The sequence below is a fragment of the Parasphingopyxis marina genome (genome assembly GCF_014237875.1).
Classification (GTDB): Bacteria; Pseudomonadota; Alphaproteobacteria; order Sphingomonadales; family Sphingomonadaceae; genus Parasphingopyxis; species Parasphingopyxis marina.
In genome coordinates, this window is sequence record NZ_JACJVJ010000002.1 from 1,039,722 (window position 1) to 1,055,863 (window position 16,142).

The following is a 16,142-nucleotide window of genomic DNA, read 5'->3' on the forward strand; positions in this document are numbered from 1 at the left end:
CAAACCTTTCACAAGGAACCGGAGCCGTAATGATCGCCCCTCTCCTTTTAACGCCCCGTGAATGGCGCCGTTGACTTGCGCGGGCACCTGCCAGTAGGAGGCTCGCGCACCCGGGCCACCGGCCCGCCCATTCATCCGCTCGCCGAGTCCTGTCGAAGGGCGTTTCGGATCCAGCTGGCAGGTTGGAGGAGTGTATCCATGGCCAATGTCACCGTGATCGGCGCCCAATGGGGCGATGAGGGCAAGGGGAAGATCGTCGACTGGCTCTCCGCCCGGGCCGATGTCGTCGTCCGCTTCCAGGGTGGCCACAATGCCGGGCACACGCTCGTCATCGGCAACGAGACCTACAAGCTCTCGCTCCTCCCCTCGGGCATCGTCCGCGGCACGCTCTCGATGATCGGCAACGGTGTGGTGCTCGATCCCTGGGCGCTGAAGGCCGAGGTCGAGAAGATCGCCGCGCAGGGCGTGGAAGTCACGCCCGACAAGCTCCATATCGCCGAGACCTGCCCACTGATCCTGCCGATCCACCGCGATCTCGACGGGCTGCGCGAGGATGCATCGGGCGAAGGGAAGATCGGCACCACCCGGCGCGGCATCGGGCCGGCCTATGAAGACAAGGCCGGCCGCCGCGCGATCCGCGTCTGCGATCTCGCCCATCTCGACGATCTCGGCCCGCAACTCGATCGCCTCTGCGCGCATCATGACGCCTTGCGCGCCGGCTTCGGCGAACCGCCGGTGGACCGCGAGCGGCTCCTGGCGGACCTCACCGAGATCGCCGATTTCGTCCTGCCCTTCGCGAAACCTGTCTGGCACTCGCTCAACGAGGCCCGCAAGCAGGGCAAGCGCATCCTGTTCGAAGGCGCGCAGGGCGTGCTGCTCGACGTCGATCACGGCACCTATCCCTTCGTCACCTCGTCCAACACCATCGCGGGCACGGCGGCGGGCGGATCGGGCCTCGGCCCCGGCGCGGTCGGCTTCGTGCTCGGCATCGTCAAGGCGTACACGACCCGCGTCGGCTCCGGTCCCTTCCCGACCGAACTCGAAGACGCGGTCGGCCAGAAACTCGGCGAGCGCGGCCATGAATTCGGCACCGTCACCGGGCGGCAGCGCCGCTGCGGCTGGTTCGACGCGGTGCTCGTGCGCCAGTCGATCGCGGTGTCCGGCGTCACCGGCGTCGCGCTGACCAAGCTCGACGTTCTCGACGGGTTCGAGGAGATCAAGATCTGCATCGGCTATGACGTCAATGGCACGCATTACGACTATCTCCCGCCCAGCCCGCCCGACCAGGCCGCCGCGAAACCCGTTTACGAGACGATGGACGGCTGGAGCGAAACCACCGCCGGCGCCCGCACCTGGAACGAGCTTCCCGCCCAGGCCATCAAATATGTCCGCCGCGTCGAGGAACTGATCGGCTGCCCGGTCGCCCTCGTCTCGACGAGCCCCGAGCGCGAAGACACGATTTTGGTCCGCGATCCGTTCGCGGATTGAGGATCATCGCTCTCCTTTAATGCGTCATTCCAGCGAAGGCTGGGGTGACGGCGTGATCAGGTTGACACTGGTTGACACGGATCGGGGTTTGAAATTCCCGGACTGTCGACCTTTACCCTCCTCCTCGACAGTGCAGTCGGCAAGGGACCATTCGGGCGAAACGGGTTTACGATTTCGGGTCATAAGCCTATACATAACCTATTTGGTTAGCTGTAGGACAGCGCAATTTGGCTGCCCGGCGCTCCACGCCGATCGCCATTGCTTACACCCGTGCAAACAGGCTAATTTCCCCTCAAATAGAGAGAGGGCCAGCCTGATGAAGATTCTTGCCGCCGCCACCGTGGCGCTGCTCGCCTCGACGAGCGCGTTCGCCACCACCATCACCGTCGAAGCCGGGGACAATGCGCAGGAGCGGCTGCAGACCGCACTGATCGAGGCCGCGCCGGGCGATACCGTGCAGATCGGCGAGGGCCGGTTCGAACTCACGGATGGGCTATCGCTCGATGTCGCGGGCGTCACCGTGCAGGGCGCGGGCGCCGACGCGACGATCCTCGATTTCACCAATCAGCAGGGATCGGGCGAAGGCCTGCTCGTCACCGCCGACGATGTCGTGCTGACCGGCTTCGCGGTCGAGAATTCGGCCGGCGACGGAATCAAGTCCAAGGAAGCCGACCGCATCGTCTATCGCGGCCTGCGCGTCGAATGGACGGGAGGCCCGGCCGAAACCAACGGCGCCTACGGCCTCTATCCGGTGGAGTCGGAGGATGTGCTGGTCGAAAATTCGATCGTCTCGGGCGCGTCGGACGCGGGCATCTATGTCGGCCAGTCGGACCGGATCGTCGTGCGCCACAATATCGTGCGCAACAATGTCGCGGGCATCGAGATCGAGAACAGCTTCAATGCCGATGTCTACGAAAACATGGTCACCCAGAATACCGGCGGCATCCTTGTCTTCGACCTGCCCAACCTGCCGCAGATGGGCGGCCATTCGGTGCGCGTCTTCCGCAACATGATCCAGGACAACAACACGCCGAACTTCGCGCCCGAGGGCAATATCGTGGCGAGCGTGCCGACGGGAACGGGCGTGATGATCATGGCCAATCGCAACGTCCATGTGTTCGAAAACATGATCGCCGACAACGGCACGAGCAATGTGATGATCGTTTCCTACACCCAGGCGTTCGACGATCCCAACTACAATCCCCTGCCCCGCGCGGTGTTCCTCGAGAACAACCAGCACGGCAATGCCGGCTACGCGCCCGATTTCGAGGGCGGAGAGATGCTAGCGGCAGCCGTGGGCGGGCAGCTGCCGCCGATCCTGTGGGACGGCACCGGCGAGGCGATCCTGAGCAATGACGAGGCGATGGTGCTTTCGCTCGGGCTGACCGCGGCCGGGCAATCGGTCGCCGAAGCGCAGCCGCAGCCCGTCGATCTCCACACCGACGACATTCCCGAACAGCCCGGCGAAGTCTCGCTGCCGATGGCCATGGAGGCTGCCGACCAGTGATCCGCGCGCTTGCCGCCCTGTTCGGGTGGCTGGCGCTCGTCAGCGCCAGTGCGGCCCAGCCTGGTCGGGCGCCCGTCGCGCTCGATGTGATCCTCGGCGACACGCTGCCGCGCAATCTTTCCGAATTTCGCTTTTTCAGCGACGGGATCGGCCAGACGCCGAACGCCCGCGTTATCGGCTATGAGCTCAACACGCCGCTCTTTTCCGACTATGCGGTGAAGCAGCGCTTCGCCTTCGTGCCCGAGGGGCAAACCGTGCGCTACACCGAAGAAGGCGTGCTCGATTTTCCCGTGGGTTCGGCGCTGATCAAGAGCTTCGGCTATCCGGCCGATTTCCGCGATCCCGGCAGCCCGGTCCGCTGGATCGAGACGCGGGTGCTGCTGCGCCGCGAGAGCGGCTGGGTGGCGCTGCCCTATATCTGGAACGAAGACGGCAGCGAGGCCGTGCTGGCGCGCGCGGGGCGGCGGCTGCCCGCGAGCTGGATCGACGCGCAGGGCGAAACCCAGGCGATCAGCTACCGCGTCCCCAACCAGAACCAGTGCAAGGGCTGCCACGCGCGCCATGACGAGATCACCCTGATCGGCCCGCAGGCGCGCAACCTGAACGACGGCAGCCGGCTCGCGCAATGGGTCGATTGGGGCTTTCTCGACCGCGCGCCGGTCGACGCGCCGCGCCTTCCCGTCTGGGACGACGAGAGTGACGGGAGCCTCGCCGAGCGCGCCCGCGCCTATCTCGACGTCAATTGCGCCCATTGTCACAATCGCGACGGCCCGGCGAGCAATTCCGGCCTGTTCCTTCAATATCAGGAAGCCGACACCGTCGCGCGCGGCATATTGAAACGCCCGGTCGCGGCGGGGCGCGGCAGCGGCAATCTGGCCTTCGATATCGCGCCGGGCGATCCCGACCGGTCGATCCTGCTCTTCCGTATGCAAACCGACGATCCCGGCATTGCCATGCCCGAATTGGGACGGGCCCTGCTGCACAGGGAAGCCATTGCGCTGATCAGGCGTTATATAGCGGAGATGCCGCAACCGGCGTCGTAGAACGAGTTGAGAGGACAGCGATGACATCCCGCGAATCCACCCAGTTCCTGCCGCTCGCCCATGCCGATGAGGCGCGTTTCGAACGCGACTGGAAGGATTGGGCCACCTTGCTCGGCATCGGCGCGGTGCAATGGCCCTGGCTGCTCCGCTCGCTGCGCGGCGGCACCCAGGCGGAGAAGCGCCGGTTGCTGGAAAAGCTGGATTTGCCCCAGGATGCGCTGCCCAATCTCGGCAGCTGGAAGGCCGATACGAGCCTGCTCCACAAGATCGCCGACCATATCCTGCACAGCAAACCGCAGCTCGTCGTCGAATTCGGCGCGGGCGCATCGACCCTGATCGCGGCGCGCGCGCTCCAGATCAACGGCACGGGCCGGCTGATCAGCTTCGATCAGCATGCGGGCTTTGTCGATGCGACCCGCTCATGGCTCGGCCAGCACGGCCTTACCGCCGACATGCGCGGCGTGCCGCTGACCGAGGCGCCGGGCCGATGGCGCGGCCTGTGGTACGATCATGGCGCGCTGCCCGACGATATCGACCTGATGCTGATCGACGGCCCCTGCTGGACGATCCACCCCTTCGGCCGCGGCGCCGCGGCCAGCCTGTTCGACAAACTTTCGATCGGCGGGGTCGTGATGCTCGACGATGGTGCGCGGCCCGGCGAACGGATCGTGCGTCGCCGCTGGCAGCGGGACTGGCCGAATATCGATTTCCGCCTGACCCATGACGGCACCAAGGGAACCGTGATCGGCATCCGCCACGCCTAGCGCGCATAGAGAAAGGGCGGCAGGCCTCTCGGCCCGCCGCCCGATCGATCGGATAGTGGCAGCCTATTTCTGCGGGTCGGCTTCGACGTCGGCCTCGGCCTCCGCTTCCACATCGGCATCGGCCGCGGCCGAAGTTGCCGCATCGACACCGCCATCATGCGTGCCGGCGCTGGCTACCGAGCCGGCATCGGCGTCCGCATCGGTGCGCACCCGCGCATTGGTCGCGGCGTCGAGGCCGGTGGCGGGCGTACCGGCGGAAAGCGCGGAACTGGTCGTGGTTTCCTGCGTCACGCCGGCCGCTACGCCGGTGGCCGCATCGGTTCCGAGCTGCGCCATTGCCGGCGAAGCCGCGATCGCGAGAGCCGAACTTGCCAAAATAATGCTCTTTTTCATAATCTTATCTCCTCCATTGGTGGAGAGAGAACGGTTGCCGCCCGTATTGGCGCCACGCCTTGCCCGGATAGATGCACGGCTGGGCGGTATTCACGCCCAGCCGAAAGAAAAGGGCGACGAAATCGCTTCGTCGCCCTCAAAGCCGGCAATCTCGTCCGGTGCGCTATTTGGGATCTTCAGCATCTCCGGCGGTATCCGAAGCCGCCTTTTCGGCGTCGAGAACCGCCTCCTCTTCCGCCGAAAGGCCGGTGCCTTCGTCGGAAGCGACAGCGTCATCCTTTTCCGCATCGAATGCGGCCTGTTCTTCGGCCGTCATTTCCGCGTCGTCGGCCTCGTCCTGGGCCAAGGCAGGCGCGGCAAAAGCCGATGCCAATGCAAGAGCAAAGACAATGCGTTTCATGGTCATTTCTCCGTAAAACCGGCCCCCGACCGGGATTGCGATGCAAGCCCGGTTTCGCCGACGATTCCCATGGGTCCGGCGGCGATTTTTGTCCAGCGGCAAAACGTCAAACGTCGTCGGCAGAAACCAGTTCGTCGCGATCGAGTTCGCCGGTCATGCTCGCGACCGTCGTCGCCACCGCCGCATCGCCCGAAACGTTCGTCGTGGTGCGCATCATATCCATGATCCGGTCGATACCCGCGACCAGGCCGATGGTTTCGAGCGGCACGCCGACCGCGCTGAAGACCATACCCATCATGATCAGGCCCGCGCCCGGAATGCCCGCCGCGCCGACGGCCCCCAACGTCCCCAATATCGAAATCAGGAAATATTGGCCCCATGTCAGTTCGACGCCGAAAACCTGCGCGCCGAACAGCGTGACGAGCCCCAGATACATCGCCGTACCGTTCATGTTGACGGTTGCGCCGAGCGAAACGACGAAACTCGAAACGCTGGCCGAGACACCCAGGTTGCGCTGGGTGCAGCGCAAGGTCACCGGTAGCGTCGCGTTGGACGAAGCCGTCGAATAGGACACCGCGATCGCGTCGATGATACCGCGAAAGAAGCCGATCACCGAGGTTCGCGCGATGAATTTTATCATCGCGGAATACATGACGAAGATGATGATCAGGCAGCCCGCATAGTTGAGCGCGACAAGCTTGGCGAGGGCGGCCAGCGCGTCCGCGCCGAGCGTGCCGGCGACCCATGCCATCAGCGCGAACACGCCGAACGGGGTCAGCTCCATGACGACGATCGTCACCTTCTGCATGATGATCGCGCCGGAATCGAACACCTTCGCGACCGGATCGCCCTGTTCCTTGGCCATCAATATCCCGATGCCGACGAGCAGTGCGAAAACGATGAGCGGCAGCACATCGACCGCCGCCATGACCTGTACCGGGCTTTGCGGGACGATCGCGATGATCCGGTCGGTCCAGCTGATCTGTTCGGGCTGGGCAAATTCGGAAACCGCGATCCGGCTCCTGTCGACGCCGGAACCGGGCATCAGCCAGGTTCCCATGGCAAGGCCCAGCCAGACGGCGATCTGCCCGGTAATGACGAAAAGCAGCAAAGCGCGCCCGCCGACGCGGCCGAGCTTGCTGATATCCCCGATCGCGGTGACGCCCGAGACGAGCGAGAAGAAGATCAGCGGAACGACGAGCATCTTGATCGAGGCGATGAAGAAATCGCCGATCCACTTGATGCTTTCCGCGTCCGGCCCCCAGATCCTGCCGACGATGATGCCGAGTATGAGCGCCGCGACGACGCGCTGCCAGAGCGGGATCCTGAACCAGAATTTCATGCGACGCGTCCCTCCCGCTCGAAATTTCCCGCAAAGCTAGAGGGGCGAGCGGGCCGCCGCAACTCTCTTAGGAAAAGAGGAAGGCGATGGTGCAGCAGGTGGTGAACCCGACCGCCGCCGTCAGCGGCAGGCCGGCCTTCAGGAAATCGACGAAGCGGTAGTTGCCTGCCGCATAGACCAGCGTGTTGGTTTGATAGCCGATCGGCGTCGCGAAGCTGGCCGAGGCGGCGAACATGACCGCGATGACGAGCGGGCGCGGATCGACGCCGAGCTGGTTGGCAAGGCCGATGACGATCGGCGTGACGATCACCGCGACGGCGTTGTTGGTCACGATCTCGGTCAGCATCACCGAGAGAATATAGACGACGAAGATGAGCGCCCATGGCGGGACCGAATATAGCATCGGCACCGCCGCATCGACGATCAGCTGGACGCTTCCCGCCTCTTCCAGCCCAACCCCGACAGCCAGCATCGCGAAGATCAGGATCAGCACATTGCCGTCGATCGAGCCCCAGGCTTCTTCCGCGTCGATACAGCGTGCGGCGAGGATCGCGCCCATCGCCAGGATCGCGGCGACCGCGAGCGACACGATGTTGAGCGCCGCCAGCGTGACGACCGCCGCCAGGGCGAGGATCGCGATCGGCGCGCGATCGCGGCGGAATTCGCGCATCCGCGTCTGGCCGACGCCGAGCAGGTTCGGATTCTCGTACATCCGCCGGATCGCGTCTTCGGATCCCGTGACGAGCAGCCGGTCTGCCGCGCGCATGCGCGCATTGGGCATATCCGGGCCCGGCAGCTGGCGGTGACGCGTGATGCCGATGATGCGGACGCGCAGCCGGCTCAGAAACGGGATATCGGCGAGGCGGCGGCCAAGGCTGGGATGGGTCGGCGCGATCGTCGCTTCGACCAGCGCCTCGCTATTGGCGCTCGGCCCGTTGCGCCCGGCGATGCCCATTTCGAACTGGCGCGTTCGCCGAAGCGACAGGAGTTCGGTCATGTCGGTGCGAATGACGACATGATCGCCGGCCATGGCGATCTCCTCCCGCAACTCGTGACGGATGAATTTCTCGTCGCGCTTGATCGAGAGCACTTTGACGCGGGTGGGCCGGAGCGCGGAAAGCTCGCCATATTTGCGGCCGATAACCTCGCTGTCTTCGGTCACGATCAATTCGGTCAGGAAGTCGGTGTCCTCGGGGCTGCGATACAGGGTTTCCGGATCGCCCTCGGGCAGCAGCAGCGGGCCGAATATGGCGAGCGTCACCGCGCCCGCGAGCCCGGCCATCAGGCCATAGGGCGATATTTCGAATATCCCGAAAGGCTCCAGCCCCTCCTGCCGGGCGACGGCGTCGACGAGCAGGTTGGTCGATGTCCCGATCAAGGTCATCGTACCGCCCAGGATGCAGATATAGGAGAGCGGGATCAGCAGACGCCTGACGGACATGCCGGTCGCCGCGGCAAGCCGCGCCATGATCGGAATGAGGACGAGCACGACCGGCGTATTGTTCATGAATGCCGAAGCGACGAACGCCCCGGCGAACAGCTCGATCAGGGCGAGCCGCGGGCGTTTCGCGGCGCGCGCCACGATCGCGCTCGCGATCGCGTCGATCGTCCCGGTGCGCAGCAACGCGCCCGAAAGCACGAACATCGCCCCGATGGTGATCGGCGCGGGGTTGGAGAAAACCGAAAGCAGGTTTTCCGAACTCAATATCCCGAGAAACAGGAAGGTGCAGGCGCCGAATAGCGCCACGACCGCTGCCGGGAAGCGTTCGAAGACGAACGCGACGAACATGATCAGCAGGATTGCAAGGCCGATCGCCGCCTGGTGCAGTTCGATAAAGGCCCGAATTTCTTCCAAATTTCTTACCCCTGAACCGGGCAGCTTATCAGCCGCATTGGGCCCGGTGAAGCAGCATTTGATCGGCGAGCACCAGCGCCATCATCGCCTCGACGACAGGCACGCCGCGAATGCCGACACAGGGATCGTGACGGCCCTTGGTGGAAATTTCGGTCGCTTCGCCCTCCCGCGTCACGGTTTCGACCGGCGTAAGGATCGAGCTGGTAGGCTTGAACGCCGTGCGCGCGACGATCGCATCGCCGTTGGAGATTCCTCCCAGGACACCGCCGGCATTGTTCGACAGGAAACGCGGACGGCCGTCATTACCCGGTCGCATCGCATCGGCATTGTCTTCGCCCGATATCCGAGCCGCTTCGAAACCGTTGCCGATCTCCACGCCCTTGGTGGCGTTGATCGACATCATCGCCGCCGCCAGTTCGCCGTCGAGCTTGGCATAAACCGGCGCGCCCCAGCCGGGCGGGACGCCGGTCGCCGTGCATTCGGCGATCGCCCCGAGCGAAGACCCGGCCTTGCGCGCCTTGTCGACGGCCTCTTCCCATTGCGCTGCGGCGACGGGATCGGGGCAGAAAAAGGGATTGGCGTCGATCGCGGCCTCGTCGAAACGGGCGGAGTCAATCGGTATGCCGCCGAGTTCCACGAGATAGCCCCGGATCGCGATGGTTTCGCCGAGTATCTTGCGCGCCACCGCGCCCGCCGCGACCCGCGCCGCGGTTTCACGCGCCGAGGACCGCCCGCCGCCACGATAGTCGCGAAAGCCGTATTTCGCGTCATAGGTGTAATCGGCATGGCCGGGCCGGTATTTGGCGGCGATGTCAGAATAATCCTTCGAGCGCTGGTCGGCATTCTCGATCATCAGGGAAATCGGCGTGCCCGTCGTCCGTCCTTCGAACGTACCGGACAGGATTTTCACCGCATCGGGCTCGCGCCGCTGGGTGGTGTGGCGCGATTGGCCGGGCTTGCGCTTGTCGAGCCAGGGCTGGATATCGCCTTCGTCCAGCGCGATGCCCGGCGGACAGCCGTCGATCACGGCGCCGAGCGCCGGCCCATGGCTTTCACCCCAGGTCGTGAACCGGAAAACATGGCCGAAACTGTTGTAACTCATTCGTCCTCGTACATCGCAAAGGCGTCAGCATAGGCGGCGCTTGCCGATTTGGGCAGCACAAAATCGCCGGAGAGCGGCAGCAACTGCCAATATTCGCTCATATAGGGAGACGCGAAGGGCTGGGCCTTTTCGACCGAAAATCCGAAACGGCCGTAATAGTTGGGATCGCCGAGCAGGAAGATCGCCGCATAACCCTCGTCCCTCGCCCAGGCGATGGCCGCCTCCATAAGCGCCGAACCGACGCCCGATTTCTGGCATTCGGGCAGCACGCCGATCGGGCCGAGCGCGATGGCGTTGAAGGGCTTGCCGTCGGCCTGCGCCTTCATCGCGGAAAGGATGAGATTGCCGATGCAATGATCCTCCCGCAAGGCAACCAGCGAGAGACGCAAATCCCCGTCCGCCGCCAGCTTTTCGACCAGCCAGGCCTCCATATCGGTATCGAACGCCGCTTCGTGGACGGCGCGAATAGCCGCGCCGTCGCCGGCCGCCTCCCGAATCTCGATCACCTTTCGCCGATCACTTCTCAAGCGCGATATCGGGCGCGTCTTCGGCCTTCATGCCGATCACATTATAACCGGCATCGACATGATGGGTTTCGCCGGTGACGCCCGAGGCGAGATCACTGAGCAGATAGAGGCCCGCCCCGCCGACATCCTCGATCGTCACATTGCGGCGCAGCGGCGAATTCAGCTCGTTCCATTTCAGAATATAGCGGAAATCGCCGATGCCGCTGGCGGCCAGCGTCTTGATCGGCCCGGCGGAAATCGCGTTGACCCGGATATTGTCCGGCCCCAAATCCATCGCCAGATATTGTACGCTGGTTTCCAGCGCCGACTTGGCCGGCCCCATGACGTTATAGTGCGGCACGACTTTCTCCGCGCCATAATAGGTCAGGGTCAGGATCGATCCGCCCCCCGGCATCATCTCGCTGGCACGCTTGGTGACGGCGACCATGCTGTAGACCGAGATGTTCATCGTCATCAAGAAATTTTCGAGGCTGGTGTCGACATATTTGCCGCGCAGCTCGTTCTTGTCCGAAAAACCGATGGCATGGACGACGAAGTCGATCGTCTCCCACCGATCTTTCAGGGTCGCGAAGGTCGCGTCGAGCGCATCCATGTCGGAAACATCGCACTCGATCAGGAAATCCGAGCCCAGGCTCTCGGCCAGCGGCCGCACGCGCCGTTCCAGCGCCTCGCCCTGGTAACTGAAGGCCATTTCCGCGCCCTGTTCGTGCAGCTGCTTGGCAATACCCCAGGCCAGCGACCGATCATTGGCGAGGCCCATGATCAGCCCGCGTTTTCCTTCCATCAATCCCGGCATTACGGCTCCTCGATCGTGATCTCTTGTTCTGCTTGTTCCGCGGCTTTCTTTAGCTCGCTTTCAGCCGGTTCCGCCAGTGCCGCGTTCAAATGCGCGCCGACGACGACGCCATAGCCGATGATGTAGAAAAAGATCAGCGCCAGCATGACGCCGGCCAGGCTGCCATAGGTCAGATCGTAGCTGATGAGATTGGCGAGCACGACCGGCATCAGCGCCGTCGTTCCCAGCCACCAGATCGTAACCAGCAACGCGCCCGGCCATTTGGGAAAACGGCGAGACCGGTATTGCCGCGGCGTCAGCGACCAGAAGACGAGATAGAAGCCGGTATAGATGCCGAGCGCGGGCACGATCCGCGAAAACACGATGAAGATCCGATAGTCCTCAAGAGCCGGCACCACGCCGTAGATGAACTGCTCCACGCCGGTCAGCGCGAATTGCAGGCCGAAGGCGAGCAGCGCCAGCGCGACCGACAAGATGATCAGTCCGATCGAGAATATCCGGTATTCGTAGAAGGGGCGGCCAAAGGGCGTGCCATAAGCCCGGCGCAGCACCTCGCGGATCGTTTCGATGAAGCTCGCGGTCGTCCACAGCCCGATCAGCGCGCCGACCCATAACAGGTTGCCGGTGCGCGCCGAAAGGACGCTGGCGATAGGGTCTTCGAGCGTGCTCGCCACACTGGGCGGTACATTTTCGAGGAACACCGAAACCGCCTGCAGCCCCTGCTCGGTCTGTCCGAATACCTGCGCCAGCGCCGCGAGAACGATGATGAACGGAAACAGTGCCAGCAACGCCATGAAGGCAAGATTGCCGGCATGTATGAAGCCTTCGGCATAGACGCCTTCGAAAACTCGGCTGAGCGTCGTCCAGCCGAAGCTTTTCGGCGCGGGCCGATCGGGTTCCTTGCCCTGCCTGACGCGCTCGATCGCCAGCCGGCGCCGGGCTTCGGGCGAGAGCGAGGCTTCATGCGTCAAAGGCTAGACACCGAATTTGGAGCGCGGGTTTTGCGGCGTACCGGGCGTCCAGTCCTTCACGAATTCGGCGAGCGCGGCATCGTCCTGGGGCAGGTCGATCTCCAGCCGGACGAGCTGATCGCCGCGACCGCCGCTCTTCTTGTGAAACCCCTTGCCCTTGAGCCGCAGCACCTTGCCCGAAGCGGCGTTTTTGGGGACCGTCAGCATCACGGCGCCGTCGACGGTCGGCACCTTCACCTTCGCGCCCTTTACCGCCTCGTCGAGGCCGATCGGGAGGTCGAGCCGGATATCATCGCCATCGCGCTCGAAAAAGCCATGCGGCTTGACGGTAATCGCGATCAGCGCATCGCCATTGCCGCCCGGGCCCGCCTGGCCCTGACCGGAAAGGCGCATCTGGGTGCCGGTTTCGACGCCGGGCTTGAGCTTCAGGTCGATCGTCTTGCCCGAGGCCAGCGTCAGCCGCTGCGTTGCGAGCGTGGCCGCATCCTCGAAAGAAACCGCAAGCTTGTAGGCGACATCGGCGCCCTTTTGCGGAGGCGGCGGCCGACGCTGGCCGAAACCGCTAAACGGTCCTCCTGCTCCGCCGCCGCGCCGGGCGCCGCCGAACAGGCCCTCGAAGAGATCGCCGAGATCGCCGCCATCGCTGGAATATTCATAGTGCGCGCCGCCCGGCCCGCGGCTGGAAGCGCCTCCACCGAAACCGCCAAAGGGATGTGTCGGATTGCCCTCGCCGTCGATCTCGCCGCGATCGAACTGGGCGCGCTTGTCCTTGTCGGACAAGAGGTCATAGGCGTTGGTCGCGGCGGAAAATTTCTCCGACGCCTGCGGATTATCGGTGTTGCGATCAGGGTGCAGCTCCTTGGCGAGCTTGCGATACGCCTTCTTGATCTCGGCCTCACTGGCGCCGCGCGAGACGCCAAGGGTTGCATAGGGATCCGCTGCCATAGTCTCCGTGTCGTATATCATGACCCATTCGCCAACTGTTGCAGATATGCAACTATCGAAATGGGTGTAGTTTCTCCCGATTTCAAGCGCTTGTAGCCGCCATATGCTTGCCGCCGACAATCGGAAAGGCCGGCACCATCCAGCCGAGGAGCGCGAGCCCGCGAGTGAATGCGAACGGCATCTCCCGACAGCCCATCCGTCTTGCCGACATGTAACGCGTCCTATCCGATCGCGTTTCGGACCGGAACCGCAAAGGTAGCTGGACTGGCGCGGGCGATCGGTTAGTTTCGCGCGCTATGGCCGAACCGAGCAATCGCAGACCCCTCGCTTCGCGCGGAACCGGCTGGGCAGCGCGGGCGGCGCGCCTCATGCTGGCCAGCGGATTGACGCCGAACGCGATCTCGGTGATCGGCATCGGCTTCGCCGCGCTCGGCGCATGGGCGCTGATCGAAGCCCCAAACCATCCCTCGCTCTATCTCGCCGCCGCGTTTGGCATCCAGCTCCGCCTGCTCTGCAATATGCTCGACGGCATGGTCGCCGTCGAAGGCGGCAAGGGATCGGCAACCGGGCCGCTCTACAACGAAGCGCCCGACCGGATCGAGGACAGCCTGCTGCTTATCGCGGCCGGCTATGCGACGCCCTGGTGGTGGATAGGCTGGCTGGCCGCACTGCTGGCGATGTTCACGGCCTATGTCCGCGCGCTGGGCGGGTCGCTGGGCTTCGGACAGGATTTTCGCGGGCCGATGGCCAAGCCGCACCGCATGGCCGCATTGACCCTGGGCTGTCTTGCCGCGCTCGGCGAAGCCTTGTGGCTGGAAACGCGCTACGCTCTGGCCATCGCGCTTGCTATTATCGTGGTCGGCGCGGCGCTCACGGGAATTCGCCGCGTGCTGGGAATTTCCCATGCGCTCCGGGACGCCGCGCCATGATCCGCCTGCTGCTGTTCGCGGCGACCCGGTTCCTCGTGGGGGGCCATCCGCGCTGGCAGGGCAGCGAGCCGACATCGCGCCAGCGCATCTATTTCGCCAATCATGGCAGCCATCTCGACACGGTTTTGCTCTGGAGCGCGCTGCCGCCCGATCTGCGCGAGACGACCCATCCCGTGGCCGCCGCCGATTATTGGGGCAGGAACGCGCTCGCTCGCTTCGTCTCGACCCATGTCCTCAACGCCGTCCTGCTCCAGCGCCGCCCGAAGAAGGGCGAAGACCCTCTCCGTCCGCTCCGCGACATCCTCGATTCCGGGGAATCGCTGATCATCTTTCCCGAAGGCACGCGCGGCGACGAACCCTTGCCCCGCGGCTTCAAGGGCGGGCTGCATCACCTTGCGCGCGATTACCCGCGAGCCGAACTGATTCCCGTCTATCTGGAAAATCTCAGCCGCGCCTGGCCCAAGGGCACCTTGATCCCGGTGCCGATCAGCTGCTCGGTGCGCTTCGGGCCGCCCCTTCCCTTCGCGCCGGACGAGGCCAAGCCCGCCTTTCTGGATCGCGCACGCCAAGCCGTGGTGGCGCTCGCCTGATGGACCCGCGCTTCCTTTGGCTGTTCGCCGGCGTCGGCGGGATCCTGCTTGTCGCCTCGATCATCGGCGCCATCCTTTCCCGCACCGTGAAGAGCGAAGGCGGACGCGAAACCGTCCGCAATCTCAACGAGCGCGTCCGCGCCTGGTGGGTGATGGTCGCGATTTTCGGTATCGCCTTTGTCTTTGGCAAGGTCGTCACGCTCGTGCTGTTCGGGCTCACCAGCTTCTACTGCCTGCGCGAATTCATCTCGCTGACGCCGACCCGCCCTGCCGATCACGGCGCGCTGGCCATCGCCTTCTACATCTTCCTGCCGCTGCAATATTATCTGATCGGCATCGACTGGCTGGCGCTCTTCAGCATCGCGATTCCCGTCTACGCCTTCCTGCTGCTGCCGGTCGCCGCCGCCGTCAGGGGCGAAACGGCAGATTTCCTTATGCGCACGGCCAAGATCCAGTGGGCGCTGATGCTCACCGTCTATTGCATCAGCCACGCCCCGGCGCTGCTGATCCTCAACATCCCCGGCTATGAGGGGCAGAATTTCCTGCTGCTCTTCTTCCTCGTCACCGTCGTCCAGCTTTCCGACGTGCTCCAATATGTTTTCGGCAAGCTGTTCGGCCGCCACAAGGTCGCGCCGAGGGTCAGCCCGGCCAAGACCTGGGAAGGCCTGATCGGCGGGGGCCTTTCAGCGATAGCGGTCGGCGCGGGGCTGTGGTGGATCACGCCGTTTACGCCGCTTGAGGCCGCCGGGATGGCGGCGGCGATCGTCATTGCCGGCTTCTGCGGCGGGATCGTGCTTTCCGCGGTCAAGCGCTCGCTGGGCGCCAAGGATTGGGGCACGATGATCGAAGGCCATGGCGGCGCGCTCGACCGGATGGACTCGGTGAGCTTCGCCGCCCCGCTCTTCTTCCATCTCTGCAATTACTTTTTCGCGGCCTGATGATCGCCGGCTTCGCGATCGTTGCGCTCTGGGCCTTTGCCGAGGCGATCCTCTGGTTCATCGTCGCGGACGTGCCGATCAGCTATCTGGCCGTACGCTATGGCTGGAAGACGGCGACCGTCGCGGCCCTGATCGCCGCCCTCGCGGCGGTTCCGGGCGGGATTTTTCTCTATTGCTGGGCGCAGCATGACGGGGCTGGGGTCGCCGCCCTGCTGGAGGCATTACCGGCCATCGATGCGGCGATGATCGCCGAAGCCGAACGGGCCTACCGGGCGGAAGGTTTTGCCGCGATGCTGGCGGGATCGTTCGGCGGAATGCCCTACAAGCTCTACGCACTGGCAGCCGGAAACGCCGGATCGCCCCTTCTTGGCTTCGCGCTGGCCAGCTTCGCCGCGCGGGTGCCGAGATTTCTGATCATCGGCATCGGCACGGCGATCGCCGGACGGATCGCGGCGCGCTGGCTGTCGCTGCGCGGCCGGCTGGCCGTGCTCGGCCTCAGCTGGGCCCTGTTTTACACATGGTATTTCGCCACCATGCCGGGTTAAAAGCCCC

The 16,142-nt window shown here is 64.5% G+C and carries 17 protein-coding genes; 8 read left to right on the forward strand and 9 right to left on the reverse strand.

Annotated elements, in window-relative coordinates; all coding sequences use genetic code 11:
- Positions 1-198 precede the first annotated feature (198 nt).
- From H6P80_RS13840 to H6P80_RS13855, 4 genes are all read left to right on the forward strand, one after another.
- Positions 199-1,488: an adenylosuccinate synthase gene (locus H6P80_RS13840; protein WP_185801937.1), complete on the forward strand. Its 1,290-nt coding sequence runs from the start codon at positions 199-201 to the stop codon at positions 1,486-1,488.
- Positions 1,489-1,804: 316 nt separating this feature from the next.
- Positions 1,805-2,995, forward strand: coding sequence for a parallel beta-helix domain-containing protein (locus H6P80_RS13845; protein WP_185801938.1), 1,191 nt, complete (start codon positions 1,805-1,807; stop codon positions 2,993-2,995).
- A complete protein-coding gene (locus H6P80_RS13850) occupies positions 2,992-4,038 on the forward strand; it encodes an SO2930 family diheme c-type cytochrome (RefSeq protein ID WP_185801939.1) in 1,047 nt (348 codons plus the stop codon). Before H6P80_RS13845 ends, H6P80_RS13850 begins: the two co-directional genes overlap by 4 nt.
- 20 nt (positions 4,039-4,058) lie before the next feature.
- Positions 4,059-4,802: a class I SAM-dependent methyltransferase gene (locus tag H6P80_RS13855; RefSeq protein ID WP_185801940.1), complete on the forward strand. Its 744-nt coding sequence runs from the start codon at positions 4,059-4,061 to the stop codon at positions 4,800-4,802.
- 63 nt (positions 4,803-4,865) lie between these two features.
- On the opposite strand, the gene H6P80_RS13860 is transcribed toward H6P80_RS13855, so the two are convergent.
- From H6P80_RS13860 to H6P80_RS13900, 9 genes are all read right to left on the reverse strand, one after another.
- Entirely contained in the window at positions 4,866-5,177 is a 312-nt protein-coding gene (locus H6P80_RS13860) for a hypothetical protein (protein ID WP_185801941.1), read from the reverse strand.
- Between the two features lie 181 nt (positions 5,178-5,358).
- Positions 5,359-5,595 (reverse strand): hypothetical protein, encoded by a 237-nt coding sequence (locus tag H6P80_RS13865; RefSeq protein ID WP_185801942.1) that lies wholly within the window; start codon positions 5,593-5,595, stop codon positions 5,359-5,361.
- Between the two features lie 106 nt (positions 5,596-5,701).
- Positions 5,702-6,937, reverse strand: coding sequence for a dicarboxylate/amino acid:cation symporter (locus H6P80_RS13870; protein WP_185801943.1), 1,236 nt, complete (start codon positions 6,935-6,937; stop codon positions 5,702-5,704).
- 67 nt (positions 6,938-7,004) lie between these two features.
- Positions 7,005-8,792, reverse strand: coding sequence for an SLC13 family permease (locus tag H6P80_RS13875; protein ID WP_185801944.1), 1,788 nt, complete (start codon positions 8,790-8,792; stop codon positions 7,005-7,007).
- Positions 8,793-8,820: 28 nt separating this feature from the next.
- Positions 8,821-9,894 carry a chorismate synthase gene (gene aroC, locus H6P80_RS13880; RefSeq protein WP_185801945.1) on the reverse strand — a complete coding sequence of 358 codons (1,074 nt, stop codon included), beginning with the start codon at positions 9,892-9,894 and terminating at the stop codon, positions 8,821-8,823.
- Complete coding sequence (locus H6P80_RS13885; RefSeq protein ID WP_185801946.1) at positions 9,891-10,400, reverse strand: GNAT family N-acetyltransferase; 510 nt, start codon at positions 10,398-10,400, stop codon at positions 9,891-9,893. The genes aroC and H6P80_RS13885 overlap by 4 nt, the downstream gene beginning before the upstream one ends.
- A gap of 10 nt (positions 10,401-10,410) precedes the next feature.
- Positions 10,411-11,217, reverse strand: a complete 807-nt coding sequence (gene fabI, locus H6P80_RS13890; protein ID WP_185801947.1) for an enoyl-ACP reductase FabI — start codon at positions 11,215-11,217, stop codon at positions 10,411-10,413.
- A complete protein-coding gene (locus H6P80_RS13895; RefSeq protein WP_235973887.1) occupies positions 11,217-12,188 on the reverse strand; it encodes a YihY/virulence factor BrkB family protein in 972 nt (323 codons plus the stop codon). Before H6P80_RS13895 ends, fabI begins: the two co-directional genes overlap by 1 nt.
- A gap of 3 nt (positions 12,189-12,191) precedes the next feature.
- Positions 12,192-13,133 (reverse strand): DnaJ C-terminal domain-containing protein, encoded by a 942-nt coding sequence (locus H6P80_RS13900; protein ID WP_185802154.1) that lies wholly within the window; start codon positions 13,131-13,133, stop codon positions 12,192-12,194.
- A 368-nt stretch (positions 13,134-13,501) separates the two neighbouring features.
- Here H6P80_RS13900 and H6P80_RS13905 point away from each other — a divergent pair, with 368 nt between their 5' ends.
- From H6P80_RS13905 to H6P80_RS13920, 4 genes are read left to right on the forward strand one after another with little or no spacing between them, the layout of a single operon-like run.
- A complete protein-coding gene (locus H6P80_RS13905) occupies positions 13,502-14,062 on the forward strand; it encodes a CDP-alcohol phosphatidyltransferase family protein (RefSeq protein ID WP_221893007.1) in 561 nt (186 codons plus the stop codon).
- Positions 14,059-14,652 (forward strand): lysophospholipid acyltransferase family protein, encoded by a 594-nt coding sequence (locus H6P80_RS13910; RefSeq protein ID WP_185801949.1) that lies wholly within the window; start codon positions 14,059-14,061, stop codon positions 14,650-14,652. The genes H6P80_RS13905 and H6P80_RS13910 overlap by 4 nt, the downstream gene beginning before the upstream one ends.
- On the forward strand, positions 14,652-15,590 hold the full coding sequence (locus H6P80_RS13915; RefSeq protein ID WP_185801950.1) for a phosphatidate cytidylyltransferase: 939 nt from the start codon (positions 14,652-14,654) through the stop codon (positions 15,588-15,590). The genes H6P80_RS13910 and H6P80_RS13915 overlap by 1 nt, the downstream gene beginning before the upstream one ends.
- The gene (locus H6P80_RS13920; protein WP_185801951.1) at positions 15,590-16,135 is read left to right on the forward strand and encodes a hypothetical protein; all 546 of its coding nucleotides are present in this window, start codon (positions 15,590-15,592) and stop codon (positions 16,133-16,135) included. The genes H6P80_RS13915 and H6P80_RS13920 overlap by 1 nt, the downstream gene beginning before the upstream one ends.
- The last annotated feature ends 7 nt before the right edge of the window (positions 16,136-16,142 follow it).